Source organism: Marinomonas piezotolerans (genome assembly GCF_003362755.1).
GTDB classification, from domain to species: Bacteria; Pseudomonadota; Gammaproteobacteria; order Pseudomonadales; family Marinomonadaceae; genus Marinomonas; species Marinomonas piezotolerans.
Genome location: NZ_QKRA01000001.1, coordinates 374,796 through 398,933, shown reverse-complemented (window position 1 = coordinate 398,933; position 24,138 = coordinate 374,796). Strand labels below are relative to the sequence as shown.

26 protein-coding genes and 1 riboswitch are annotated in these 24,138 nt (G+C 44.7%); of the genes, 7 read left to right on the top strand and 19 right to left on the bottom strand.

All coding sequences use genetic code 11. The features are described 5' to 3' along the window. Positions 1-47: 47 nt before the first annotated feature. A complete protein-coding gene (locus DN730_RS01805; RefSeq protein ID WP_211313808.1) occupies positions 48-1,619 on the bottom strand; it encodes an ABC transporter substrate-binding protein in 1,572 nt (523 codons plus the stop codon). Positions 1,620-2,189: 570 nt separating this feature from the next. On the opposite strand from DN730_RS01805, the gene DN730_RS01800 reads away from it, so the two are divergent. Continuing rightward, positions 2,190-3,782, top strand: a complete 1,593-nt coding sequence (locus tag DN730_RS01800) for a sensor domain-containing diguanylate cyclase (protein WP_115466395.1) — start codon at positions 2,190-2,192, stop codon at positions 3,780-3,782. A gap of 186 nt (positions 3,783-3,968) precedes the next feature. Here the strand turns inward: DN730_RS01800 and DN730_RS19120 are convergent, their stop codons facing one another. After that, on the bottom strand, positions 3,969-4,121 hold the full coding sequence (locus DN730_RS19120; RefSeq protein WP_170139002.1) for a hypothetical protein: 153 nt from the start codon (positions 4,119-4,121) through the stop codon (positions 3,969-3,971). A gap of 227 nt (positions 4,122-4,348) precedes the next feature. Here DN730_RS19120 and DN730_RS01795 point away from each other — a divergent pair, with 227 nt between their 5' ends. After that, positions 4,349-5,224 (top strand): MYG1 family protein, encoded by an 876-nt coding sequence (locus DN730_RS01795; protein ID WP_115466394.1) that lies wholly within the window; start codon positions 4,349-4,351, stop codon positions 5,222-5,224. A gap of 34 nt (positions 5,225-5,258) precedes the next feature. Here DN730_RS01795 and DN730_RS01790 read toward each other — a convergent pair whose 3' ends face one another. From DN730_RS01790 to rsmI, 8 genes are all read right to left on the bottom strand, one after another. Next, positions 5,259-5,660 (bottom strand): GFA family protein, encoded by a 402-nt coding sequence (locus DN730_RS01790; RefSeq protein ID WP_115466393.1) that lies wholly within the window; start codon positions 5,658-5,660, stop codon positions 5,259-5,261. A gap of 174 nt (positions 5,661-5,834) precedes the next feature. After that, entirely contained in the window at positions 5,835-6,149 is a 315-nt protein-coding gene (locus tag DN730_RS01785) for a hypothetical protein (RefSeq protein WP_211313807.1), read from the bottom strand. Positions 6,150-6,403: 254 nt separating this feature from the next. Further along, positions 6,404-7,564, bottom strand: coding sequence for a 2-iminoacetate synthase ThiH (gene thiH, locus DN730_RS01780; RefSeq protein ID WP_115466392.1), 1,161 nt, complete (start codon positions 7,562-7,564; stop codon positions 6,404-6,406). Further along, entirely contained in the window at positions 7,561-8,334 is a 774-nt protein-coding gene (locus DN730_RS01775) for a thiazole synthase (RefSeq protein WP_115466391.1), read from the bottom strand. The genes thiH and DN730_RS01775 overlap by 4 nt, the downstream gene beginning before the upstream one ends. A 1-nt stretch (position 8,335) precedes the next feature. Further along, entirely contained in the window at positions 8,336-8,533 is a 198-nt protein-coding gene (thiS, locus tag DN730_RS01770) for a sulfur carrier protein ThiS (protein ID WP_158541161.1), read from the bottom strand. Then, on the bottom strand, positions 8,517-9,650 hold the full coding sequence (thiE, locus tag DN730_RS01765; RefSeq protein WP_115466389.1) for a thiamine phosphate synthase: 1,134 nt from the start codon (positions 9,648-9,650) through the stop codon (positions 8,517-8,519). The genes thiS and thiE overlap by 17 nt, the downstream gene beginning before the upstream one ends. Next, the gene (gene thiC, locus DN730_RS01760; protein WP_115466388.1) at positions 9,651-11,627 is read right to left on the bottom strand and encodes a phosphomethylpyrimidine synthase ThiC; all 1,977 of its coding nucleotides are present in this window, start codon (positions 11,625-11,627) and stop codon (positions 9,651-9,653) included. Positions 11,628-11,752: 125 nt separating this feature from the next. Beyond that, a riboswitch (TPP riboswitch) is annotated at positions 11,753-11,857 on the bottom strand. A 62-nt stretch (positions 11,858-11,919) separates the two neighbouring features. Beyond that, positions 11,920-12,774 (bottom strand): 16S rRNA (cytidine(1402)-2'-O)-methyltransferase, encoded by an 855-nt coding sequence (rsmI, locus tag DN730_RS01755; RefSeq protein WP_115466387.1) that lies wholly within the window; start codon positions 12,772-12,774, stop codon positions 11,920-11,922. A gap of 33 nt (positions 12,775-12,807) precedes the next feature. Here rsmI and DN730_RS01750 point away from each other — a divergent pair, with 33 nt between their 5' ends. The 3 genes from DN730_RS01750 to DN730_RS01740 are packed head-to-tail and all read left to right on the top strand — an operon-like array spanning position 12,808 to position 15,579. Then, positions 12,808-14,640 (top strand): penicillin-binding protein activator, encoded by a 1,833-nt coding sequence (locus DN730_RS01750; protein ID WP_115466386.1) that lies wholly within the window; start codon positions 12,808-12,810, stop codon positions 14,638-14,640. After that, complete coding sequence (locus tag DN730_RS01745; RefSeq protein WP_115466385.1) at positions 14,603-14,971, top strand: YraN family protein; 369 nt, start codon at positions 14,603-14,605, stop codon at positions 14,969-14,971. The genes DN730_RS01750 and DN730_RS01745 overlap by 38 nt, the downstream gene beginning before the upstream one ends. A 14-nt stretch (positions 14,972-14,985) precedes the next feature. Beyond that, a complete protein-coding gene (locus tag DN730_RS01740) occupies positions 14,986-15,579 on the top strand; it encodes an SIS domain-containing protein (RefSeq protein WP_115466384.1) in 594 nt (197 codons plus the stop codon). A gap of 4 nt (positions 15,580-15,583) precedes the next feature. On the opposite strand, the gene DN730_RS01735 is transcribed toward DN730_RS01740, so the two are convergent. From DN730_RS01735 to zapE, 8 genes are all read right to left on the bottom strand, one after another. After that, a complete protein-coding gene (locus DN730_RS01735; RefSeq protein WP_115466383.1) occupies positions 15,584-15,970 on the bottom strand; it encodes a ClpXP protease specificity-enhancing factor in 387 nt (128 codons plus the stop codon). A 61-nt stretch (positions 15,971-16,031) separates the two neighbouring features. Next, positions 16,032-16,664 (bottom strand): glutathione S-transferase N-terminal domain-containing protein, encoded by a 633-nt coding sequence (locus DN730_RS01730; RefSeq protein WP_115466382.1) that lies wholly within the window; start codon positions 16,662-16,664, stop codon positions 16,032-16,034. Between the two features lie 117 nt (positions 16,665-16,781). Beyond that, on the bottom strand, positions 16,782-17,564 hold the full coding sequence (locus DN730_RS01725) for a cytochrome c1 (protein WP_115466381.1): 783 nt from the start codon (positions 17,562-17,564) through the stop codon (positions 16,782-16,784). 4 nt (positions 17,565-17,568) lie between these two features. After that, positions 17,569-18,804, bottom strand: a complete 1,236-nt coding sequence (locus DN730_RS01720) for a cytochrome b (RefSeq protein ID WP_211313806.1) — start codon at positions 18,802-18,804, stop codon at positions 17,569-17,571. Further along, positions 18,804-19,400 (bottom strand): ubiquinol-cytochrome c reductase iron-sulfur subunit, encoded by a 597-nt coding sequence (gene petA / locus DN730_RS01715; protein WP_115466380.1) that lies wholly within the window; start codon positions 19,398-19,400, stop codon positions 18,804-18,806. The genes DN730_RS01720 and petA overlap by 1 nt, the downstream gene beginning before the upstream one ends. Positions 19,401-19,600: 200 nt before the next feature. Then, positions 19,601-19,993 (bottom strand): 30S ribosomal protein S9, encoded by a 393-nt coding sequence (gene rpsI / locus DN730_RS01710; RefSeq protein WP_115466379.1) that lies wholly within the window; start codon positions 19,991-19,993, stop codon positions 19,601-19,603. Positions 19,994-20,008: 15 nt separating this feature from the next. Next, positions 20,009-20,437, bottom strand: a complete 429-nt coding sequence (rplM, locus tag DN730_RS01705; protein ID WP_115466378.1) for a 50S ribosomal protein L13 — start codon at positions 20,435-20,437, stop codon at positions 20,009-20,011. A 154-nt stretch (positions 20,438-20,591) separates the two neighbouring features. Beyond that, entirely contained in the window at positions 20,592-21,701 is a 1,110-nt protein-coding gene (gene zapE / locus DN730_RS01700; protein WP_115466377.1) for a cell division protein ZapE, read from the bottom strand. A gap of 130 nt (positions 21,702-21,831) precedes the next feature. Here zapE and DN730_RS01695 point away from each other — a divergent pair, with 130 nt between their 5' ends. Next, positions 21,832-22,269, top strand: a complete 438-nt coding sequence (locus tag DN730_RS01695) for a Z-ring associated ZapG family protein (protein ID WP_115466376.1) — start codon at positions 21,832-21,834, stop codon at positions 22,267-22,269. Positions 22,270-22,318: 49 nt separating this feature from the next. On the opposite strand, the gene DN730_RS01690 is transcribed toward DN730_RS01695, so the two are convergent. Beyond that, positions 22,319-23,080, bottom strand: coding sequence for a Nif3-like dinuclear metal center hexameric protein (locus DN730_RS01690; protein ID WP_115466375.1), 762 nt, complete (start codon positions 23,078-23,080; stop codon positions 22,319-22,321). Between the two features lie 14 nt (positions 23,081-23,094). On the opposite strand from DN730_RS01690, the gene DN730_RS01685 reads away from it, so the two are divergent. Further along, complete coding sequence (locus DN730_RS01685; protein WP_115466374.1) at positions 23,095-24,138, top strand: S1C family serine protease; 1,044 nt, start codon at positions 23,095-23,097, stop codon at positions 24,136-24,138.

Genomic DNA, 24,138 nt, shown 5'->3' with positions numbered 1-24,138 from the left:
TCTAAAAATGAATTTTTTAATACTTGAGCAAATGTCTACTCATTCTTTTATTGCCTTACAGACCAATGGTCAGCGCTTACTTCAATGTCCCACAAAGGCAAAGACGCCATTGGTAAAGGGCTATACGAGACTTTTTTATTCACAGCAACGACCTTGTCAGGCGCTGGCACTACAAGCATGTACGCATTTTTGTAAACATGATTAATCATTTTTGTCATCACTTCGGTGAATTGTGGGGTATTGGCCGCTTCCTTAAACATTGCGTCAATGTATTTGCCCATTTGAGGGTCGGCAGGCATAGTGCTCCATACACTGTTGGGCTGATAAACAAACGTTGCTGCCCAAGGGTGATTGAAGTACCAATCATCATCCCCCCATACAATCAGATCCCATGCTTTTGTGTTCTTACCACCATTGGTAGATAACACTTGCCCAAAGATCGTTGTCTCATCGACGATTTCAAAGTCCAGTTTTACACCCACCTTGCGCAAGTCTCGATCAATAGAGCGCCAAATAAACATGAACTTATCCTGTGTTAGTACTTTAAGTTCTAGTCCCTGTAAAATACTTTTTAATTCCTGACGTATCTCTTTTGGTGGCTCAACTTCGGAATAGGCTTTTAAGTTTTTCACTGCCTCTTTAACACCAGGAAAGTTAGGCGATGCTAATGTTGGTTTAATTTGGCCGTACCCGGAAAATGCGTAGTCTAGTAGCTGTCTCTGGTCGATAGCCCGATTTAAAGCAAGACGAACATTTTTGTCTTTCAATTTCTCATTACCATTAACCATATTAATATGAATGGCTATATTATCTGTGGATGGGCCGGTAACCAATTTAGCGTATGGAGATGATCGAACTAAGTCTACATCTGAAAACGGGATCGGCATTATGTCTAAGAAACCTTCAGAATCAACGACATCAGATAAAGCAAGATCAGGATCAAGCTTGGTGTAAACAGTGAATGTCTCGACTTTTGCTAAATCCTTATCAAAGTAATAAGGATTGACTTTAAAGACCGCCTTGTCTGTTTTTCTATCTCCTTCGATATACCCTTCACTTAAAATATATGGACCTAACCCATATGGTCCTGCTTCGGCAAGGTTCGGGCATGTCGCTTTTCCATTCCAACCAAATTTCTCGAGATATTTTTTAGTATAAAATTGAATCCAAATAACGTCGTTTAGAAACGTCCCATACTTTTCCTTCAAATGAAATCTTACGGTATAGTCGTCGATTTTCTCCGTTCGATCATATACTGTATTAATTTTGCTAAAAAGAAATGGCTTTTTCTTAAAGTATTTCATATTTTCCATTACGGCATCCGCATTAAACGCGGTACCGTCTTGGAACTTAACGCCTTTTCTTAGTTTAAACTCATAAACCGTATCACTAATTTTCGAGTGAGATGTTGCCATATAGTATTCCCACCCACGCTCATTGTTAGCAGGCCTCAACAAAGAGCCGTTTACTGCATGAGATGTGTAAAGATACGGAAGACTTGAAATATATATTTTGACATGAGAATCCTTGATAGGCGCAGCATTGGCCGAACCCAAAAGAGACAGCATCAAAAAAGAAATAAGCAATGGGAATGTGTTACGAAAAAATGTTCTACACATATTTTTCTCCGAAGTTCAAACTAGAGCGAATAATTAGCTAACACTTCCATTCACCTAAGACAATCAATAGAAGTATGATCGGAAAATCAGCCGATAAAGCATGAAGAATCTTATAATTAGAGATCAACAAACTTCTTACATTCATTATTTTGATTTTTTCTAACCTACCCCAATCAACATAGGTATACAGAAACAATCATTTTTATGCGTCAGGCGCGGTACTTTCCTAGAAAAAAGCATAGCACTGGCCGCATTGATAACATAAAAATCTAGGCCGATTTTAATAAAACGTTACATATTACTACGCTCTGAAAATGTTCTTTTCCGCATGTGACAACTTGCCTTAACGTTACTCAATGTACGTAAGCAATTTTGTAAAGTTACAGCCAAGGATTCGCGACGTTTCCGCGAATTTCCTGATTGAGGAGGGATTGTTAGCAATCGCTATATTACGCGCTAAATATAGGTAGACATTCTAAGCATGGTTTGAAAAGATTGAACGTTTGCTATTGAAAATTATTCTCAATAGCACTTTATATCCAACGCCGATAACAATTGATCTCATTTAGTATGAAAAAGTTTTCAAAGCTACACCACCAAATTTTCTCCATCACAACCGCTTTAGCTTTCATAATCATTGTTATCATCAGCGTTTCCATTGCGTCACTTCTGTATACACAAGGCATAGACAACGCTGAATCAGTGCTTCGCAACAAGAATAGGTCCGTCACCGCTTTGATAGAAGGATACGTTGCACCACTTCGCAAAGCGGTTAAGTACTCTGGCAGCCCTGAGTCAGGAGTTGACCATACCCATTATCGAGAGCAAGGCACAAAAGAAGAGATCCTGAGCCTCTTTGAGATACTGCAAAAAACCATCCCAAACATCCATTACATCTTTTCTGGGTACGAGGATGGATCATTGTTGATTAACCATTACACGCCGCCTGCAGACTACAATGCTGTTATTCGTCCTTGGTATCAAGCGGCAATAGAATCTTCTCCCCGCATATCTGATGGCGTTCCTTATCAAGACATTAACTCAAAAGAATGGTTAGTTTCCTTTGGCAAAACACTATTAGATACGAATATGAATGTTATCGGCGTTATTTCCATAGACGCAGGGATGGATGCCATAGTCGAAGCGCTCGCCGTTAAAGATGAAAAGTACCCTACCATCTACAACTTCGTCATGGATACTGAAGGAAAGATCCTTATTCACCCAGATGAAGCGCTTCCTGATACGGTTAACAAAAAAATTATTTCTCATATACCAAAAGCAATTAATACGTCAGGCAGCCTTTCCTATGATGATGAAGACCAACAAAAATTAGCCCACTTCAATCGCATTGATGAGTTAGGGTGGATAGTCGTCACGGAAGTTAATTTTGCTGATATTCGCCACCCGATCATAGATACCATCATTGCGACTGTATTGATGATCGTCATAGGAACGCTTCTTACCACTTGGTTAATGAGTTACATATTGAGTAGTCACCTAATCTTGCCCTTGCGAAAGCTACAGCAAAGAGTGCAGGAAATTACGGAAGGCAAAGATGAACTAGGAAAATATGTATTTCCAAATAACGAAATAGGTAAAATATCCGAAGCAATTGAGAAGCTTACTGAAAAAGCGCTAGTTCAAATGAACATTGAATTAAAAGACAAAAACGCTCAGCTCAGCACGATTTCCCATACAGATCAGCTAACATCAATCGCCAATCGTCGAAAAATGATGGAAGTATTGCAAACTGAAGTCAGTCGCTATCAAAGTACCCATCAACCATTTAGCGTACTGATGTTCGATATAGATCACTTCAAACGAGTTAATGACTCGCATGGCCACGAAATGGGAGATCAGGTGCTCATACATCTTGCGCAGATCGTCGAAGCTACGATTCGCAATACCGACACGTTAGGGCGCTGGGGAGGAGAAGAATTTGTTATCGTTTGCCCTAATACAGACAAACATATGGCTCTGAACATGGCCGAAAAGGTATTCTCAGCCATCCACACACATGACTTTCCTTTGCAAATTAATGTTACAGTTAGTCTTGGCCTATCAGAATTTACCAATGAGCATTCTTTAGAAAGTGTCTTGGTTGAGATAGATCGAAAAATGTATCGTGCAAAACAACTAGGCAGGAATCAAATCCAAGCATAGAACTTCTATTAGGCTCTAAGCTGCGATGAAAATGTCTTTTTTGATCCGAGTTAATAGAATGCTGGATCATCTGAGACAGTTTAGACTTGGTTCTATTGGCTATGGGAAGGCGATATCATTCTGCCCTACCCATGCCCTATATATCGCTAGTAAAGTGCTAGAGCCAACTTCTGCAAACTTAAGCTGTTAATCTTTACTCACACCGCCTTTATTGGCTCTTGCATTACGTTTTTGTTTCTTACGCTCATTTTTTTCGGTAACGATTTTGATCGCTTCATCTTTGGTTAGATTAGGATGCTTAGCGATCAACTCTTCAACTCTTGTATCAAATTTGGTCATTTGTAAATCTCATCTCATTACGTGCGATTTAGGGGGGTGATGATAAGCAGAGCCCTTTCGCTGGGGTCATGCTAGTGTTTCATTTCCGGCGCATCGTACCTTACCAAACCACTCACGCCAATACTCTGTGAAAAAGAACGGTGTTACCGACCCCAAAAAACCCGTAGAATTCTGGCGCTAAGTACATCTGTGCTGTGACGTTACACCAAGAAAAAAGAGAAGGTAGAATGATAGAAAAGACTCCAGTGATCGCGACGCACAACGGTAGCTTTCACGCAGACGACGTATTTGCGGTCGCAGCACTTAAACAGCTTTTCCCGTCCGCAAAAATCATACGCACACGTGATCTAAACGTAATCGCCACGGCCGATATCGTGCTCGATGTAGGCGGTGTATACGATGCAGACCAAGGTCGTTTTGATCATCATCAACGAGGCGGCGCTGGTAGTCGCGGAAACGGCATTCCATTTTCATCTTTTGGCCTGATGTGGCAAAAATACGGCCTAGAAATATGTGCAGGCAATCAAGAAGTCGCAGACTCGTTAGACAAAAACTTAGTTTCTGCCATCGACGCCATCGATTGTGGTCATGTAAAAGGCCCTATCACTGGCGTTAGCCTTAGCCAAACCATCTCTATGTTTAACCCAACTTGGGAAGAGGAACCCGATTTTGACGCATGTTTTGACGAGGCCATTGCCTTCGCATCACGGGTTTTAGCACGATTCATCGCCGCTGCTAACGGTGGTGTGAATGCAAAAAGCTTGGTCGCCGATGCCATAAGAAAAGCAGAAGATCCAAGAGTGGTTATTCTGGAGCAATACACGCCTTGGAAAACCACGGTGCTCAACTTATCTCAAGATGCGTTATTTGTAGTCTACCCGTCGGAAACTGGCGCATGGCGCGTACAGACCGTACCTATTGAACTTGGCTCCTTTGAAGACCGCAAAAAGCTTCCCGCACCTTGGGCAGGCCTTTCGGATAAAGACCTCCAAAACATCACAGGCTTAGATGATGCGATGTTCTGCCACAATGGTTTGTTCATCGCAGGTTGTGCCTCATTCGAAAACACCCTGAAAATGGCTAAGATGGCGTTAGATCATTAAGGTTTAATAACCTCACTTCGAGTCTGACTTTTCTTTACTTAGGTAGCAGGTCGAACTCAGGTACGTCATCCATCTCTGCTTCCCAAAGAGCCTTGCTCGAGGCAAAAATGTGAGCAGTTGGTGCCAATGAAACTTCTGTGTCCAAACAGCCGGCTGGCACCACGAGCAGCCCCTCAGACTCAATAATTGGTAGCGCTGAGCCACACAATTTGCAAAAGCTTTTTGTATGGCGAGTGTCTGGGAGTGTGAAGGAAGTCACTGCATCCGCTCCAGACTTCCAGACCAATGTAGCAGAATGTGAGAATAGGTTTGCCGCATGTGCCGATCCTGTATCTTTTTGGCAGTGCCGACAGTGACACAAGTAAAAACTCTCAAAATCGCCTTTCACCTCGAAACACACAGCGCCGCATAAACAAGAGCCAAATTGATCAGGCATTAAAACCTCCTCCGAATACTAAAAGTGACATGCAATGAATTCAGAGCCCTGCATTTCATATTACTGCTCATGAGTTAGAACCCTAGCCTGAGCAGCAAGCAGCTAATTTTTGTTATGCGACCCGCCAACACTACAAGTAACCTGCTTTCTGATAGCTTCCATAACCTGCTAATGTTATTTCTTAAGTTCATTAAAGAGTTTGGCATCCATCGCTTTAAAATTGAAGCAGGATTTACCTTGCATACGGTTTTTCAATTCTGGTGTTAGGGTTTCCAATAACTCTGGAAACACATAGATAGGCATAAGGTGAAAACTGACATATTTTTTGTTTACTTTGACTGAGCCAAAATACATTGGCTTGCCATTCTTCATGACATAATGCGTGTTTAAGTAAAAATTATCTGGTTGGTCCGTGACAACAATCATACCGTTTGAGTATGGAGTTAGGATCTCCTTAAGTTGGTGAAATATTTCATTCGGATTATCCATTTTGCAACCCTCATAGACGTGGCATTACAACATTACATAGCGTCCAGATTACATTGCTATCCAGTGATCAAACATCAAATTTCTAATGTCACTGGCTGGTGCTTGGTTCGAAGGTATTCGAGGATAGGTATCAATCCATTAAAAATAGACAGTTTCTTCGAGTCGTCTAGGTTTACAACCTTGTCAGCGATTCAATCAACACCCACAGAGAAAATTCGATGCCTCGTGCGGATGTTGTCCCACTAGGCACTGAGTTAAGTAAGGTTTAAGGAGATGTCCCAGTCTTTCCACACGACTTCGCGGCCTTGGGCCCGTATAGCGTTGGCAATTTCAACGACGCTACGCTCATCACTTACTTCAAATTGCTCTAGCGCTTCTTGGGCGTCGTCGGCGTAACCACCTGGTTGGGTTTTGGATTCCGCGCTCATGGTAGTGAAGCCCATACGGGCGGCGTGGTTTCGAAACTCAGCGGATTCTCGCGTTGAGAGGCTCATCTCTAAATCCGCATCGAAAAGCCGCCACGCAGCGATCAGTTGCACCAGCTCAAGGTCAGAAATCACAGACTTTGGCTGAATCCCCCCCGCACACGGGCGAATACGAGGAAAAGCCACGCTAAAGCGTGAGCGCCAATAGCGTTTTTGCAAATGTCGTAGATGATACGCCATCATGATCGAATCGGTACGCCAATCGTCAAGGCCAAGCAATACGCCCAAACCAATTTTGTGGACCTTGGCTTGTCCGATACGATCAGGCGCATCCAGACGGTGGTTGAAATCTGATTTGTTACCGCGTAAGTGATGCTCAAGATAGGTACTGCGGCGATAGGTTTCTTGGTACACCAAAACGCCATCTAGCCCTAACTCTTTTAGTTGAGCGTAGTCATCTTGCTCTAAAGGCTGTACTTCCATGGAGAGCTGACTAAAAGCCGGTTTAAATAGCGGCAACATGCGCTCAAAATATGGCATGGAGACTTTTTTTGTCTCGCCCGTCACCAGCAAAATATGATCGAAGCCTTTCTTTTTGATCGCTTGAATCTCACGCTGCACCTGCTGCTCATCCAACGTCAAACGCTTGATTGCATTACTCATTGAAAAACCGCAGTACGTACATTCGTTGGCACAAGTATTAGACAAATACAACGGCGCAAATAAGCTCACAGTATTGCCAAAGCGCTGTTGTGTTAGCCGTTCACTTTGCTTCAGCATGTCATTTAGGAAAGGCTTAGCCGCGGGAGAAATTAATGCAACAAAATCGTTAATGTCTCGTTTTGGCTTGGCCAGCGCACGACGCACATCTGCCTCGGTGGCCTCAACATGCTGAGACGTGGCGGCTTCCCAATCCAGAGACTCTAGCTCTGAGCTAAATTGCCCCGCTACGGCTGGGCTTTGATGCAACACTCGCACGGTGCCAATCATGATAGCTCCTTAAGGAACTCAGTGAATGGGCTTGATGCTTGCGCGGTGTGCTGCACTTGCCCTGCGCCTGATTCATACGCCATGCGCCCTGCTTCGACCGCCAATTTAAAGGCCTTGCCCATTGTTTCAGGGTGACTTGCTACCGCCATCGCTGTGTTCACTAATACCGCATCCGCACCCGCCTCTAACGCGGCAGCAGCATGGGACGGCGCACCAATGCCTGCATCGACAATCACAGGAACATTACTCTGCTCGATGATAATGTCGAGGAATGGCTTTGAGGCTAAGCCTTGGTTGGAGCCAATCGGCGCACCTAACGGCATCACACATTGAGCGCCCACTTCTTCTAGGCGCTTGCACAACACGGGGTCGGCGTGGATGTACGGCATCACCACAAAGCCAAGACGCACAAGCTCTTCGACCGCTTTTAACGTCTCGATTGGATCAGGCATGAGGTACCGCGGGTCAGGGTGAATTTCCACCTTGACCCAATTGGTTTCAAGCGCTTCTTGAGCAAGTTGCGCAGCATAGATCGCTTCTTTAGCATCGCGCGCGCCAGAGGTATTCGGAAGTAGCTTTACCCCTAGTTTTTGCAGTGGTTTGAGGATGTTATCCGTGCCGCTTTTCAAATCCATCCGGCGCAGTGACAAGGTCGTCATTTCACTACCGCTCGAAAGAATCGAGGCAATCATTTGCTGGTGGTTGGCGTATTTGCCCGTCCCTGTAAATAAACGCGAGGAAAATGTGTGATCTGCAATCGTAAGTGGCATATTAGCCTCCCGCTATGGATTCGAAGATATCAATACGGTCATTGTCTTTAAGAACGTGCTTTGACCATTGGCTACGCGGAACGATTTGTTGGTTAACCGCGACCGCAACGCGTTGTTCACGGGGCACGACGGTCTCAATCAGATCGCCCAATAAGTTGTGCTCGGACTGGATCAATTCATCATTAACAGACAACTGCATTGCATGCTCCTTGCTGAACGGCTTTGAGTAATGATCTTGTAGCAGCTTTCGGATCATCCGCACGGGTGATGGCCGTCACTAGCGCCACTGAATCCACATCGGTAGCCTTCACAGTAGGCAAACGTTCGGCATTAATACCACCAATGGCGACCGTCGGATGAGCGCCATCAATCAGCTTTACATATTTCTCGAGACGGGTAAGGCCTTGGGGCTGAGATGGCATGTCTTTTGTCACAGTCGGGAAAATATGGCCGAGAGCGATGTAACTTGGTTTGATATTAAAAGCTCGCATGATTTCAAAGTAGCCGTGCGTGCTGATACCTAAGCGCAGCCCTGCTTTCTGAATGGTGGTCAAATCCGCAACTTCGATATCTTCTTGACCAAGATGTACACCATATGCACCTAGCTCAATTGCAAGTTGCCAATAATCGTTGATAAAAACCTGCGCACCATACTCTTGCCCTAGGGCGATGGCTTGCTGGATTTTTGTCTTCAGGTTCTTGTCGTTGGCATCTTTAACACGAAGTTGAGCGGTGGTGACACCTTGCTCTAATACCAAAGTAAGCCATTCGATGCTGTCGACGACAGGATACAAAGTAAATAGCTCTTTTCGAATAGGAGCAAACGCACTGTCATCGGCAAGCTGATGATCATCTTCGAACGAGGTCGTTGGAAACCAACGACGATCCGTGGGCCATTCTGCTCCAGCTCCGCGAGCTTGTTGGGTCAGCCACGCTAGCGCCAACGTCATGGCATCTAAATGTTCGTAACCTCGCTCGATAAAACACGCCAATGCGACGGCCAGATCGTTTTGATTGATTTCTACCAGATTGTCGGCTTGAAAGTGAGAAATGCGCTCATTTTGCAAGCCCTTCACGGATACTTGATTACCTTGACAAACGGCTTGATAAACCGTGTTCGATACCTTTAGCGCAGTGGTAAAGTGCCAAGTCTCCGTTTGGGTAATCAGACTTAGCTTCTCATTACTAGGCTCAATCTGAACGTCATCCGTTGTGGAGTGAAGCACTCGACACCCTAGGTGTCGAGCACTGTCCAAAACAGATGATTTAAAGTCAGCGTCACTAAACGCGATAGTTTTAACATCTGTTTTGGTCATTTACTGTTCGGTCTCCACTTTTTCCGCTGTGTTGCTCCTCGGTGCCAGTTTATCGGTTGTTAGATAAACATCACTACCCAGCTCTTTAAACTGCTCGGACATTTGTTGCATGCCTTCTTCTGCGGTGACATCTACGGCGTCGATTTTCTCAAGACCCGCTGCGTAATCACGTACTTCTTGAGTGATCTTCATCGAACAAAATTTAGGGCCACACATTGAGCAGAAATGCGCCACTTTGCCCGATGCTTGTGGCAACGTTTCATCGTGGTAAGCTCGAGCAGTTTGAGGATCAAGAGATAAGTTAAATTGATCTTCCCAACGGAATTCAAAACGCGCTTTAGACAATGCATTATCACGTATCTGAGCGCCAGGATGCCCTTTGGCCAAATCCGCTGCGTGAGCGGCAATTTTGTAGGTAATCAAACCTTCTTTCACGTCTTCTTTGTTTGGCAAACCAAGGTGCTCTTTTGGTGTCACGTAGCACAGCATGGCACAACCGTACCATCCGATTTGCGCTGCACCGATGCCAGAGGTGATGTGGTCGTAGCCAGGGGCAATGTCTTGTGTCAAAGGTCCAAGCGTGTAAAACGGTGCTTCATGACAATGCTCAAGTTGCAGATCCATGTTCTCTTTAATCAGCTGCATCGGTACGTGTCCTGGGCCTTCAATCATCACCTGAACATCGCAATCCCACGCGATTTTCGTCAGCTCACCGAGTGTGCGCAACTCAGACAATTGTGCTTCGTCGTTGGCATCCATGATAGAGCCTGGACGCAGACCATCGCCTAAGGATAGAGACACATCATATGCGGCACAGATGTCACAGATTTCTTTGAAGCGCGTGTATAGGAAGTTTTCTTCGTGATGCGCGAGACACCATTTTGCCATGATGGAGCCACCGCGCGACACGATACCGGTTAAGCGTTTCGCTGTCATAGGTACGTAACGTAGTAACACGCCGCAGTGAATAGTGAAGTAATCAACGCCCTGCTCAGCCTGTTCGATCAGGGTATCGCGGAACACTTCCCAGTTTAGATCTTCCGCGACGCCATCCACTTTTTCTAAGGCTTGGTAAATCGGTACGGTTCCGATTGGCACTGGCGAGTTACGTAAGATCCATTCACGCGTTTCATGAATGTTTTTACCGGTCGATAAGTCCATCACGGTGTCCGCACCCCAGCGCGTCGACCACACCAATTTCTCTACCTCTTCCTCAATAGACGAGGTGACCGCTGAGTTACCGATGTTGGCATTAACCTTTACAAGGAAGTTGCGACCAATGATCATTGGCTCAGATTCTGGATGATTGATGTTGGCGGGGATGATCGCTCGGCCTTCCGCCACTTCTTTACGCACAAACTCTGGCGTAATTTCTGTTTGTAAATTCGCACCGAAGCTTTGGCCTGGATGTTGTTTTAGTAGCAGTTCACTTTTAATTGCTTGTAGATTCTGGTTTTCTCGGATGGCAATGTATTCCATTTCAGGCGTGATAATGCCTTGTCGAGCATAGTGCATTTGTGTGACACATTGACCTACCTGCGCTTTGCGTACCGTTGGCAGCTGTTTAAAGCGCAGCTCGTCTAATTCATTGTTTGCAAGACGCTCTTGTGCAAAGTTTGAACTCACGCTTTCGAGTACTTCTGTATCATTGCGGTCTTCGATCCATTTCTGACGCAGTGCTTTAAGCCCTGAATGCACGTCAATGTTCTCGGCTGGGTCCGCGTATGGACCTGCTGTGTCGTAAACGTAGATTGGTTCGTTTGGCTCGAACGTTAGATTTTCTGGATCGGAGCCGATTGCTGTATCCGTTAGATTAATCTGACGCATTGGCACTTGTATGGATGCATCTGAGCCTTGTACATAGATGCGTTCGGACGATGGAAAAGGAGTCGCTTGCAACGATTCGATGAATGCTTTTGCTTCAAGACGTGATGCTTCGCGAGACTTTTTATTTGGCTTAGGTGTTACATTCGACATTAGCAGATTCCCATATAGATATTTCGGAAAAAATGCTTGTCAGGAGAACACATGCTTACATGTGTTGCTGTTGAGAGACGTCTCAAGTTCGTGAAGACGAAACAGCGTTGTATTCAGCAGAAAAGAAAAGGTTCTTTCTTGTTCCCTTCGCAGGTATTAGCCTGATCAGGTTCTGCGGATCCCGCATTAAAATGCGATCTCAGCCAATTAAGGCACTCCGACAAGTTGAACGTCAGTATACGGATTTCAACGTCGCTGTAAACTCTGAAATACCGAGTCAGCGATTTGGTCGCTACTCTTCATGCATCGCAAGCGCCTGTTTGTATAAGGCATTTTTCTTCTCGCCCGTAATCTCAGCAGCCAACGCGGCGGCTTGTTTCAAAGGCAACTCCTTGAGCAAAATTTTAAGTATTTTTAAAGCTTCGCTATTGTCTTTTTCGTCTTCTGGTAATGACACCATCATCACGAACTCACCACGGGTTTGATTACTATCGTCTTCTAAAATCTGCTTAATGTCTGAAACTGAGCCCGATAAAAAGGTCTCAAACGTTTTTGTTAATTCACGTGCCAAAGCCACCTGAACCGACTCCCCCCAAACCACTTCTAAGTCTGCTAAACAGTCTAAAATACGATGCGTGGATTCATAAAAAACGACAGTTCCTAAGCTTGGTAACCAACTGGACATTTCATCCCGCCGGGATTTACTTTTCGCTGGCAAAAAGCCGACAAAACTAAAACGGTCGGTAGGCAAACCTGAAGCACACAAGGCGGTAATTAATGCCGATGGACCAGGGACAGGCACGATATTATGGGCTTCCTGCCGCAGGAAATTGACCACGTGGTAGCCTGGGTCTGAAATAAGCGGTGTACCCGCATCAGAGATCAACGCGACATTTTTACCGTCGTTTAAAAGCGATGCTATATAAGAGGCTTTATCGCGTTCGTTATGATCATGCAACGCAAATAACTTGGTATCAATTGCGAAATGATTCAATAATCGCTTGCTGTGTCGAGTGTCTTCAGCAGCAATAAAGTCAGCATTGGCTAACACTTTTTTAGCCCGTTCGCTGATATCATCAAGATTGCCGATCGGGGTAGCCACGATGTAGAAGGTTCCTCTCACATCATTATCAGTCTGTGTTACCATGTTTCCTCTTTTGGGCTTTAGTATCGCGAGCATATGAGTTTGTTAAGATCACGTATCATACCACTTTCAATCGTTACGTTGTCGCTAATCGGGTGCGGCACTATCGAAACTAACATGCCAGTGGAGAATCAGGCGGAGGTAAGCGTCATTGAGCGATCGGACGCCCCCACTGATAACCCTGTAGAATATGCAATCTGGCAGGCCGAGCAACAGCCAACCGAAGCTTTAGCTGCCCCATTCTATTTACATGCAGCAAAGCTAAAAGCAGTTGCGCAGTCCTATTCTCAGGCTCAGCAATTATTAGAAGATCACGTTATCAACGTGGACTTTAATGATCGCTTCGATGGACTATTACTTTATAGCCGTGTCAGTGCTGCACAAAACTCGCCTTTGCTCGCTATTCAAGCGCTCAGTCAAGCGAGGGAGCTTCCAGTAGCGGAATTACCACAAAACCGCATTAACCTGTTGACCACTCATGCTGAAGTGATGACGACATTGGAAATTTGGCCGAGTGTTGTCCGTAATCGAGTAAAGCTGAGCACAATTCTCCCCCCTACTGCGCAACCAGAAAATGAAATGCTGCTTTGGAGTGCGGTACAAAACTTGACTGATAATGAACTAAGCTACCTTAAGACAACAAATTTGCCTTTGCTGCCCGGCTGGCTTGAGATTTCACGCATATTGCGCAACCAAGATTTGAATGTCGATCAGCAATTGCAGCAATTTAACCGCTGGCAAGTAAACAACCCCTCTCATCCTGCAAGCATTAATCCGCCAGCAGATTTTAAAATCATGGCATCGCTTGATGACCAATTGCCAAACGCATTTGCCATACTTTTACCAATGAGTAAGGAGTTACAAACGGCTTCTAGTGCCATTCTTGATGGTATGCTGAGACAATATTACACCAATACTGGTAAACGCCCACGTATAGACATCATCGATACAGATCAGTACGAAGACTTTTCGGAAGCCTATCAAACAGCCCTTGATACTGAGGCAGAAATTATTATTGGCCCGCTACGCAAACAGAATGTTGCACGACTACCCAGCCTCGTTACTGACATTCCGACCATTGCGTTAAACCAATTGGATACAATGCAAGCGCATCAAAACCTATACCATTTTTCGCTCAATGTTGATGATGATATAAGGGAGTTAATGTCATTTGCTAAGCAAGAAGGCGCCGTTACGTCTGCTATTTTAGCCATTCAAGACACTTGGGCGTTGCGCCAAAGCGATCAGTTTCAACGATTAGCGGAAGATTCAGATACACCTGTATTAGAAAGTCTGTCTTATGAGGATACGCCGCTCGGTCGCCAGCGGGCGATCAAGTCACTGCTACAGATAGACGAAAGTGAGGCGCGCATTAGCTCTGTCGCCCAATGGACTGGCCAGTCTATAGAAACGACTTCGCGCGCACGTCAAGACTTAGACTACGTGTATTACGTTGGCAAGATGGACAATGCGAAACAAATTCGTCCACTAATAGATTTTTACTTCGCTAATGATATTCCGATGCTGGCGTCACAAACGCTGCATGATGGAAAACCAAGTAGTAACACGAAAAATGAAGACATAGAGCGAATCATTTTTACCGAAGTTCCTGCGTTAAGCCAACAGCCTAGCAAGACTAATTCACCTTACGTATTACAGCGTTTAAACGCGCTAGGTAATGACAGCTATTTAATTGCAAGCCGCTTGCCATTGTTTACATTGGTACGCTCTGCAAAACTGTCAGCTAAGACGGGCATCATTACATTAAATGAAGAAGGAATCTTCAATCGACGCCCTAATATCCTAACGTACAAGAAAGGAGCTCTTGTCGATGCGAAGCAAGAATACAGGGAATCAGAAGCGTACTGACGGCCAAAAAGCAGAAGCTCTCGCAGAGGCATTTTTAATCAAACATGGATATCGCCCGATCGAACGCAACTTTCATTCGAGGGCTGGCGAAGTTGATTTAATCATGCAGAAGCCCGGAGCCTATGTATTTGTGGAAGTTCGATATCGGGCCAATGCATCCCGCGGAAAAGCAGCCGAAAGCATCACACAGCACAAGTATATGCGTTGCCTAAAGACGGCGCAGTACTGGTTAATGAAACACCATTTATCTGGTAGCCAATTTCAAATCGATGTGGTCGCTATAGACGGCGCATTGCTAGAGGAGAATATCTCCTGGCTACCAGCAGTATAATTAAAGTGACCACTATGGATTATCAAGAAGCTATATATACTCAATTCGCGCAGTGCTTTGAATCACAGCAGTATGCTCTTGAGAGCTTGCCTCCGTTTATCGAGCACGCTTCTAAAGTATTATTTAATAGCATTGCGAGCGGCGGCAAAGTGATTGCAGTTGGCAATGGGACAGGAGCATACATATCCCAATACTTCAGCACTCTGCTGGCTGATCGTATGGACCGCGAGCGTCCGGGACTACCTTCTATTTCGTTAACTAGTAACGGTAATGCACTGCTAGCGATTACACACAATGATAGCTATCACGACGTTTTTTCGAAACAGATTACGGCACTGGGCAATCCTGGCGATGTCCTATTCGTCGTAGCAAACAAAGGAAATACATCCCCAATTATCCAAGCTATTCAGGCCGCACATGAGCGTAAAATGAATATTGTTGCGCTGACAACACCTGACGCCAAGAATGTCTCTTCGCTTACTTCGCAAGATGACACCGAGATTAAAATTAACCTGAAAGGCACAGCGCGGGTACAAGAGTGCCAAACCACTGTCGTTCACACTTTGGTTGATCTACTTGAACGACAGCTATTTGGCTATGATGATTAAAGGACTATTTCACGACTTTTAAAGTAAACCCTTTTTTTGGCTCCGGAGTCTTTGGCTCATCAGGCTCCGGCGGCATGTCAAATTCTTCTGCGGGGAACGATAGTCCATCGCCATTTTCTTTCGCGTAAAGCGCCATGGCTGCCCCTATAGGCACAAAGACCTGCATAGGCTTGCCACTAAAACGCGCCTCAAACGAAACACCTTCCTTATCCATATGTAATTGACGCACAGCACTCATACTAATATTTAGGACGATCTTGCCATCGTTCACGAACTCTCGCGGTACAATTGCACCAGGGAACTCTGCGTCTACCAACAAATATGGGGTCATTTCATTATCTGCTACCCATTCGTAAGTAGCATTCAATAAGTAAGATCTTTTCGGGATCATAGCTAGCAACTCCAAACAACAAAAAAGGGGCATTAGCCCCTTTTTATACAACAAAATCCAGTTAGTCTAGACGCATTTCTTGTTCAGCTTCAGACAAACTTTCTTTAAACGACTCTCGTTCGAAAACAAGATCCATATATTTATATAGACCTTTTGCTTGAGCTTTCTCAATCTCAATGCCCAGAGCAGGAAGACGCCATAATATTGGTGCCAAACAGCAATCTACGATTGTGAACTCTTCGCTCATGAAATAAGGCTTTTCTTCAAAGATAGGTGAAACGCTAATTAAACTTTCACGAAGTTCTTTTTGTGCCGTTTCTACGTCTTCTTTATTCTTGCTTGAGAGGATTAAATCAACCAGTTTTGCCCAATCGCGCTGAATGCGGTACATGTACAACCGACTGTCTGCTCGAGCTACAGGATAGACTGGCAATAATGGTGGATGCGGAAAACGCTCATCCAAATACTCCATCATGACATTTGGCTCGTACAACACTAGCTCACGATCAACCAAAGCCGGAAGCTCATTGTAAGGGTTAATATCCGCCAATTCCTCTGGCTTGTTGAAAGGATCAACATCAATAATATCTACGGTTACCGCTTTTTCAGCCAGCACAATACGCACACGGTGGCTGTAATGATCTTCCCCATCAGAGAAGAACGTCATGGAAGAGCGCTTGGCAATAACACCCATGTATAACCCCTATTCTATAAACAACGAAAACCCCAAATTAGGGGTTTAACTTATCAAAATAATTTATAGATGTCCCCATTTTTCAATAGGGACATCTTGGCCTTTTCGAATCACACGCTAGTGGATCTCGCGCCAGAATTCTTTATTCAACAGGTATGCGAACACACCAAATAGAACAATGAATAATAACACTTTTATTCCTAAAGATTCAGCCTTTAGACGGCTTGGCTCACCCATATACACTAAAAAATTAGTTACATCGTATGCGAGCTGATCAAATTCGTCTTCGGTTAGTTGACCTTCTGTCTTTTGAACCACAACATCACATTGCTCTTCAGTTAACACGTCGCCAGATAGTGTATCAAATTTTGGCTTTCCATGCTCGTCCAACGCAGGCGCTTGTGCACATGTCATGTGACGGACTCCCTGAAGATGCTCCAATACATTTGGCATACCAACGCTAGGAAAGACGGTATTGTTTACCCCCCAAGGCCGAGTTTCATCTTCATAAAAAGACTTTAGATACGTGTATAACCAGTCTGGGCCGCGCAAACGTGCCTCTAGTGTTAGGTCAGGCGGCGTTGCACCAAACCATGCCTTGGCATCTGCAGCATTCATGGCATTACTCATCAGATCCCCTATCTTCTTACCTGCCGGCAAAAGGTTCGCCTCAAAAATCTCAGCTGGAATGCCAAGGTCATTTGCCGCCCGCTCGTATCGAGCATATTTTGCTTCATGACACCCAGCGCAGTAATTGCTGAAAACCTGAAGGCCGCGCTGCAAAGAAGTTTTGTCATGCAGATCAGGTTCCATATGTTCAAGATGAAACGCATTCCCTCCTGATGCCAAGGCAAACATAGGAATCAACGCTACTATTAATAATACAATACTCTTCTTCATGCGCTTAGACCCTCTCCGGAACTGGTTTTGTACTTTCCCACTTGGTGTACCAAGGCATTAATAAAAAGTAAGCGAAATACACAACCGAGGCGATTTGAGCAATCGTTGTACGACCTTCAGTCGAAGGAAGGACACCTAACACCCCCAGAACTACGAAGCTTACGCAAAATAGCGTCAGCGCAATCTTACTCATCCAACCTTTATAGAGCATAGATTTTACAGGACTACGATCCAACCAAGGCAATACAAACAGAATGGCGATCGCCCCTCCCATTGCAACCACTCCCCAGAACTTTGCATCGACACCAAACAGCGGGTAAGTCACTGCACGCAAGATGGCGTAGAACGGCGTGAAATACCATACAGGCGCAATGTGGTCAGGCGTCTTTAGTGGGTTAGCTGCTTCAAAATTCGGTTTTTCTAAGAAATACCCCCCCATTTCTGGAAAGAAAAAAATCACTGTGCAAAACACGAAAAGGAATACTGCTATACCAACTAAATCGTGGGTTGTGTAGAACGGATGAAAGGGAATACCGTCCAGAGGTACACCGTTCTCGTCTTTGTGCTTTTTAATATCGACACCCTTGGGATTATTAGACCCAACATGATGTAACGCTAGTAGGTGCAGAACAACCAATGCCACCAAAACCAACGGTAGAGCAATTACGTGTAACGAGAAGAAACGATTCAATGTGATACCTGAAATCAAGTAATCACCTCGGACCCACTGCGCTAAATCTGGCCCGATTACTGGAATTGCACTAAACAAGGAAATGATAACCTGTGCGCCCCAATACGACATCTGCCCCCAAGGAAGCAAATAGCCCATGAAAGCCTCAGCCATGAGCGCCAAATAAATCGCCATACCAAAGAGCCACACCAACTCACGCGGCTTTTGATACGATCCGTACAACAACCCTCGAAACATATGCAGGTAAACGACAACAAAAAATGCTGAGGCGCCTGTAGAATGCATATACCGAATAAGCCATCCATACTCAACATCTCGCATAATGTATTCAACAGAAGCAAAAGCACCTTCTGCGGTGGGTGTATAGCTCATGGTTAACCACACCCCAGTTAGCAACTGGTTCACTAATACAACTAGCGACAACACACCAAAAATGTACAACACGTTGAAGTTTTTAGGCGCATAATACTTACTCATGTGTTTTTCAAACGCCTGAGTCACCGGTAGTCGCTCATCCACCCAAGCCATTAAGCTTTTAAACATAGCCATTACACAACCTCCTCTGCGTCCACACCAACTTCAATTATATCTTCACTTATGAAGCGATGAGGTGGCACCACCAAGTTAGTAGGCGCAGGGACGCCCTTGTACACTCGTCCAGCCAGATCAAAACGTGACCCATGGCATGGGCATAGAAATCCGCCCAGCCATTCTTTACCTAGGTCTTCTGGAGCAACCTCTGGCCGATATGTAGGAGAGCACCCTAAATGGGTACAAATCCCTAACAATACTGAGAACTCTGGTTTAATGGCACGAAATTCGTTCTGAGCGTAGGTGGGTTGCTGATTAACCGTTGATTCCGGGTCTGCTAATTTCTCATCTAATTTTGTGAGATCTGAAATATTCTGCTGCGTTCGTCTAACAACCCAAACAGGCTGACCACGCCACTCCACTATAACTTGCTGCCCAGGCTCGAGCTTACTGATATCTGCCTTCACTGGCGCGCCCGCAGCTTTCGCTTTGGCGCTTGGGTTCCATGACGCTACAAAGGGAGTGGCTACACCCACTACTCCGACAGCACCGATGGCACTGGTCGCCCCAATCAGGAACCTACGACGACCCGTATTTACGCCGTTCTGACTCATTATGGTTCTCTCCCACCAATTTACTATCGATCCTAAAAACCCATAAGAACAACAGGGATTTGAATGCTGCGAAAGATGTTAAGAGAAAGGAAAAATCGAGACAAGGTAACTTGTTTGCACAATCACAAAACACTGATTTGAGACATAAAAAAACGCCTGACTGAGCAGGCGTTTTGAAACTTCGAAGCGAAATTGAAAAATTAACGCTTAGAGAATTGTGGACGACGACGTGCTTTGCGTAGACCAACTTTCTTACGTTCAACTTTACGTGAGTCACGAGTAACGTAACCAGCAGAACGTAGAGTACGACGTAGAGTCTCATCGTATTGAATTAGCGCACGAGTAATACCGTGACGGATAGCACCGGCTTGACCAGAGATACCACCACCAGTCACTGTTACGTAAACGTCGAATTTCTCAGTCGCTTCAACAAGTTCAAGAGGCTGACGAACAACCATGCAAGAAGTTTCGCGACCAAAGTATTGCTCTAAAGAACGGTTGTTAACAACTAAGTTACCAGAACCGGCTTTTAGGAATACACGAGCAGTAGACGTTTTACGACGACCTGTTCCGTAGTATTGAGTAGCTGACATATTGACCTTCCCGTATTAGATGTTAAGTTCTTGTGGCTGTTGTGCTGCATGTGGATGCTCAGTGCCAGCATACACTTTCATTTTCTTGTGCATTGCACGGCCTAGAGGACCTTTAGGCAACATACCTTTCACAGCTAGCTCAAGAACACGCTCTGGAGCATGGTCAATCAACTTATCAAAGCTCATTGAACGTAGGCCACCTGGGTAACCAGTGTGACGGTAGTAGTTCTTGTCAGCTGCTTTGTTACCAGTGACACGAACTTTCTCAGCATTGATAACGACGATGTAATCACCTGTATCAACGTGAGGAGTGTATTCTGCTTTATGCTTACCGCGTAGACGGCGAGCGATTTCTGTAGCCAAACGACCAAGAGTCTTGCCTTCAGCATCTACCACGAACCAGTCGCGGCGTACTTCAGCAGGTTTTGCAGTAAAAGTTTTCATTAAAAAAACCCTTTATCTATACATGCGAGCGCGCATGCCAATACCTATTATTATTGGTTATGGAAGTCTAATAAAGAATTCCATAACGTACACATACTCCAAATTTGGAGCGCGCGAATTATAACTAAGTTAACCGAAAAACTAAAGGCTTTTATTACGGTCGATGCTCAAGCATTAGGTACTCTTCGGATTGCATCTCCAAAAGCCGACTTACAGTTCGGTCGTACTCAAACGCTAAGCGTGTCCCAGTATAAATATCAGGTATTGCAACGTCCGCAGATATGATTACCTTCACATGACGATCGTAAAATTCATCAACAAGGTTAATGAAACGGCGCGCCATGTCGTCACGCGCTGCGTCAAGCTGAGGTAGACCAGAAATAAGCACGGTAGAATACAACTTCGCGATTTCTATATAATCTATCTGGCTACGGGGGCCATCACATAGCGCCCTAATGTCAAACCATGCTATATCTTCGTAGCTTTTATAAAGCGGAATAGCACGCCCCTCAATCTCAACACCTCCGCCCTCTTCGACAAGATTTTTGTTAGCCGCCAAACTATTAAAACGCTCTTCTAAATTCGCTTCTGACTGCTCTCCAAGAGGAAAATAATAGAGCTTAGCTTGTTTCAATGTACGCAAACGGTAATCAACACCTCCATCTACATTCATCACTTTGGTGTGCTTATTGACAAGATCTATCGCTGGCAAGAATCGCGCCCTCTGTAGGCCGTTCTTATATAGACCGTCTGGCTCGATATTAGATGTCGCGACTAATGCTGTTCCATTAATAAACAGATGCTCAAGTAAACCGGCCAAAATCATCGCATCCGTAATATCAGTCACGAAAAACTCGTCAAAACACAGCACTTCTGCTTTATCAGAAATCTGCTTTGCCACAATTTCTAACGGATTCTTAGTATCTTGTAACTTGCGTAACTCTTGATGAACCATTTGCATAAAACGATGGAAATGCAAACGTAGCTTTCGTTCCATTGGCAAGCATTCAAAGAAGGTATCCATAAGATAGGTCTTGCCCCGACCAACGCCCCCCCAAAAATACAAGCCTGTTACCACATTTATCTCAGGCTCTTTCTTTTTAAAGAAGCTGAAAAGCGATTTCTCAATCTTCCTCGGATTATTGGATCGCTCAACCAATCGGTCGAATAAATCTTGTAACGCCTGCACTGCTTCTTCCTGTGCGGGGTCATAATTAAAGTCGGAACGTTTTAGATCTTCCTGGTATCTTGATAGTGGGGTCATTGTTTGCGAATACACCATTGCATAATTAAGGTAGCTATCTTACCAAATTGATACAGAAACCTCACCATTCGCTATATTTCCATCACTGCATTTCCGTTATAATGCGTATAGATGTCTTGGGGAGTAAACCATGGAACTAGAAGTATTCGATATCATCGTCTTTGTTACAGGAATCATCGTAGGTCTTGCGGCAGCTTTAATTTTTAGAGCAGTTAGCAAAAAGGCAGCAATGGAAAATCATCGCTCAACTGGCGCAACCATAGAATCGTTGCAACACGAACTTGAGCGACGCCAAGTGATGTCAGATGACCATTTTTTACAACTTAACACTCACCTTCAAGCAGTAGAACGAAAGCTCTTGGATGTTCGCAAAGCCGTCAATGAGGGAGCCGCAACATTAAGTACTGTAGAGTTCGCTAAACCTGAAGCGGACACGGACAGTGTTCCTGAGTCTGTTACAGCTGCACCTCCACGTGATTATGCGACGAAAGACAAAACAGATGAAGGCATGCTAAGCGAAAGCTTTGGACTTAAAACGCCAGTTGAAGAGCCCAAACGCACTTTTTAATAACTTGCTTAATCAAATACTAAAGAAAGGGCCTAAGTGGCCCTTTCTTTTATGCAGGATTCGGTACATCAACAAACTCGCACTCCACCCCCCAATTAGCATTGATATACTCTGCTAACGCACGCGGCCCATAGCATTCAGTTGCATGATGACCAGCAGCACAAAAATGAATACCCTCTTCTCGTGCAATGTGTATAGTTTGTTCAGACACTTCTCCGGTGATAAATACATCTGCACCACAGTCAATAGCTTTTCCTATATAGCCTTGAGCCCCCCCTGTGCACAAAGCAACTTCTCTAATCAATTTGTCGCCTACATTTTCAAACAAAACGTCACGACCTACGAGTTTACTGAGGCGCGTCGAAAAGTCATCTGGGCGCTCGCTTTCTACTAGTGTCCCTACTATGCCAATCGATTCATCAAGGGATTTTCCTTCTTCCAAAGGCCGCAGTTCCGTTAATCCAATAGCGCGAGCCAAATTAGCATTATTGCCAACTTGGAGGTGTGCATCCATCGGTAAGTGATAGCCAAACAGATTAATGTCGCTTTTAATAAGTGCAGCGATACGTTGGTATTTCATGCCAGTGATTTGGGGCGACTCACCCTTCCAAAAATAGCCGTGATGAACAATAATGGCGTCTGCGTTCTTCTTAATCGCTATATCAATAAGCGCTTTACTGGCTGTAACGCCCGTCACAATCTTGTAAATCTGCTCTTTGCCTTCTACTTGAAGACCATTAGGTGCATAATCTTTAAATGCATTTGGACGGAAAAGTTCAGTAAGTTTTCTCTGTAAATCACTCTTTTGCATGGACACCCCATTTAATGAATTTTGTAATTAGCCGAAACAGCCTAACTTGGGCTCTACTCGGGCTTTGGCTAGGTACCACTCTCTTGTTCTGGCAATTCTATAGAACAGAATCAACTCAAACGTTTGCCAATGCAGTAGCAACTACTGCAGATTCTGTCGTTAATATTTATACTTTAACCAATCAACCAGTCCCATTTAGCTCAAAGCAAAAGCAAACTATTACGAGCCTTGGTTCCGGCGTTATTATATCTAAAGACGGATATATCCTCACGAATCACCACGTGATTCAAGGCGCAAGCGAAGTAATTCTCTCATTAAACGACAAACGCCAAACCAAAGCGAAAATAGTAGGAACCGATGCTCCGACTGATCTAGCAGTACTAAAAGTTGACCTAAATGATCTAACACCCATTCAGTTAGGAAACAGCGAAACGTTACGAGTCGGAGATCAGATCTTAGCGATTGGCAATCCATTTGGGATAGGTCAAACAGTCACTGCCGGTATTGTCAGCGCCAAAGGTCGAGACAGTATCGGCCTTAATGTATACGAGAATTTTATTCAGACTGACGCAGCGATTAACCCAGGTAATTCAGGCGGCGCCTTGGTAGACCTATCAGGGAAGCTGGTGGGAATTAGTTCCGCCATTTACTCTAGCACAGGAGGGTCACAAGGCATTGGATTTGCAACTCCAATTAACGACGCCATCGATATTATGACGTCCATTATAAAAAATGGGACCGTCATTCGAGGCTATTTAGGCATACAAGTTCAACAAAACAACGAACAAGTCGCGCAAGCTCTTAACCTACCTTCTGGCCAAGGACTGCTCGTTACATCTGTTACGCCACTTGGACCTGCAGATGAAGCAGGCATTCAAGCCGGAGACATTATATTGGCGATTGAAACTCAAACAAACTTAAGTGCGCACACTGCGCAAAAATTAGTATCACAACTTACACCTGGAGAACGGGTTTCAATTAAGGGGTTACGCGGAACGCAAAGCTTTATTATCAAAGCGACCGTTGATAAGCTGCCCGCAATGCAAGCAGCTCATTAA

What these genes read in the sequence shown, in the direction of transcription:
- DN730_RS01805 (WP_211313808.1), bottom strand. Translation starts at nt 1,619, where the DNA reads ATGTGTAGAACATTTTTTCGTAACACATTCCCATTGCTTATTTCTTTT.
- DN730_RS01800 (WP_115466395.1), top strand. Translation starts at nt 2,190, where the DNA reads ATGAAAAAGTTTTCAAAGCTACACCACCAAATTTTCTCCATCACAACC.
- DN730_RS19120 (WP_170139002.1), bottom strand. Translation starts at nt 4,121, where the DNA reads ATGACCAAATTTGATACAAGAGTTGAAGAGTTGATCGCTAAGCATCCT.
- DN730_RS01795 (WP_115466394.1), top strand. Translation starts at nt 4,349, where the DNA reads ATGATAGAAAAGACTCCAGTGATCGCGACGCACAACGGTAGCTTTCAC.
- DN730_RS01790 (WP_115466393.1), bottom strand. Translation starts at nt 5,660, where the DNA reads ATGCCTGATCAATTTGGCTCTTGTTTATGCGGCGCTGTGTGTTTCGAG.
- DN730_RS01785 (WP_211313807.1), bottom strand. Translation starts at nt 6,149, where the DNA reads ATGGATAATCCGAATGAAATATTTCACCAACTTAAGGAGATCCTAACT.
- thiH (WP_115466392.1), bottom strand. Translation starts at nt 7,564, where the DNA reads ATGATTGGCACCGTGCGAGTGTTGCATCAAAGCCCAGCCGTAGCGGGG.
- DN730_RS01775 (WP_115466391.1), bottom strand. Translation starts at nt 8,334, where the DNA reads ATGCCACTTACGATTGCAGATCACACATTTTCCTCGCGTTTATTTACA.
- thiS (WP_158541161.1), bottom strand. Translation starts at nt 8,533, where the DNA reads ATGCAGTTGTCTGTTAATGATGAATTGATCCAGTCCGAGCACAACTTA.
- thiE (WP_115466389.1), bottom strand. Translation starts at nt 9,650, where the DNA reads ATGACCAAAACAGATGTTAAAACTATCGCGTTTAGTGACGCTGACTTT.
- thiC (WP_115466388.1), bottom strand. Translation starts at nt 11,627, where the DNA reads ATGTCGAATGTAACACCTAAGCCAAATAAAAAGTCTCGCGAAGCATCA.
- rsmI (WP_115466387.1), bottom strand. Translation starts at nt 12,774, where the DNA reads ATGGTAACACAGACTGATAATGATGTGAGAGGAACCTTCTACATCGTG.
- DN730_RS01750 (WP_115466386.1), top strand. Translation starts at nt 12,808, where the DNA reads ATGAGTTTGTTAAGATCACGTATCATACCACTTTCAATCGTTACGTTG.
- DN730_RS01745 (WP_115466385.1), top strand. Translation starts at nt 14,603, where the DNA reads ATGCGAAGCAAGAATACAGGGAATCAGAAGCGTACTGACGGCCAAAAA.
- DN730_RS01740 (WP_115466384.1), top strand. Translation starts at nt 14,986, where the DNA reads ATGGATTATCAAGAAGCTATATATACTCAATTCGCGCAGTGCTTTGAA.
- DN730_RS01735 (WP_115466383.1), bottom strand. Translation starts at nt 15,970, where the DNA reads ATGATCCCGAAAAGATCTTACTTATTGAATGCTACTTACGAATGGGTA.
- DN730_RS01730 (WP_115466382.1), bottom strand. Translation starts at nt 16,664, where the DNA reads ATGGGTGTTATTGCCAAGCGCTCTTCCATGACGTTCTTCTCTGATGGG.
- DN730_RS01725 (WP_115466381.1), bottom strand. Translation starts at nt 17,564, where the DNA reads ATGAAGAAGAGTATTGTATTATTAATAGTAGCGTTGATTCCTATGTTT.
- DN730_RS01720 (WP_211313806.1), bottom strand. Translation starts at nt 18,804, where the DNA reads ATGGCTATGTTTAAAAGCTTAATGGCTTGGGTGGATGAGCGACTACCG.
- petA (WP_115466380.1), bottom strand. Translation starts at nt 19,400, where the DNA reads ATGAGTCAGAACGGCGTAAATACGGGTCGTCGTAGGTTCCTGATTGGG.
- rpsI (WP_115466379.1), bottom strand. Translation starts at nt 19,993, where the DNA reads ATGTCAGCTACTCAATACTACGGAACAGGTCGTCGTAAAACGTCTACT.
- rplM (WP_115466378.1), bottom strand. Translation starts at nt 20,437, where the DNA reads ATGAAAACTTTTACTGCAAAACCTGCTGAAGTACGCCGCGACTGGTTC.
- zapE (WP_115466377.1), bottom strand. Translation starts at nt 21,701, where the DNA reads ATGACCCCACTATCAAGATACCAGGAAGATCTAAAACGTTCCGACTTT.
- DN730_RS01695 (WP_115466376.1), top strand. Translation starts at nt 21,832, where the DNA reads ATGGAACTAGAAGTATTCGATATCATCGTCTTTGTTACAGGAATCATC.
- DN730_RS01690 (WP_115466375.1), bottom strand. Translation starts at nt 23,080, where the DNA reads ATGCAAAAGAGTGATTTACAGAGAAAACTTACTGAACTTTTCCGTCCA.
- DN730_RS01685 (WP_115466374.1), top strand. Translation starts at nt 23,095, where the DNA reads ATGAATTTTGTAATTAGCCGAAACAGCCTAACTTGGGCTCTACTCGGG.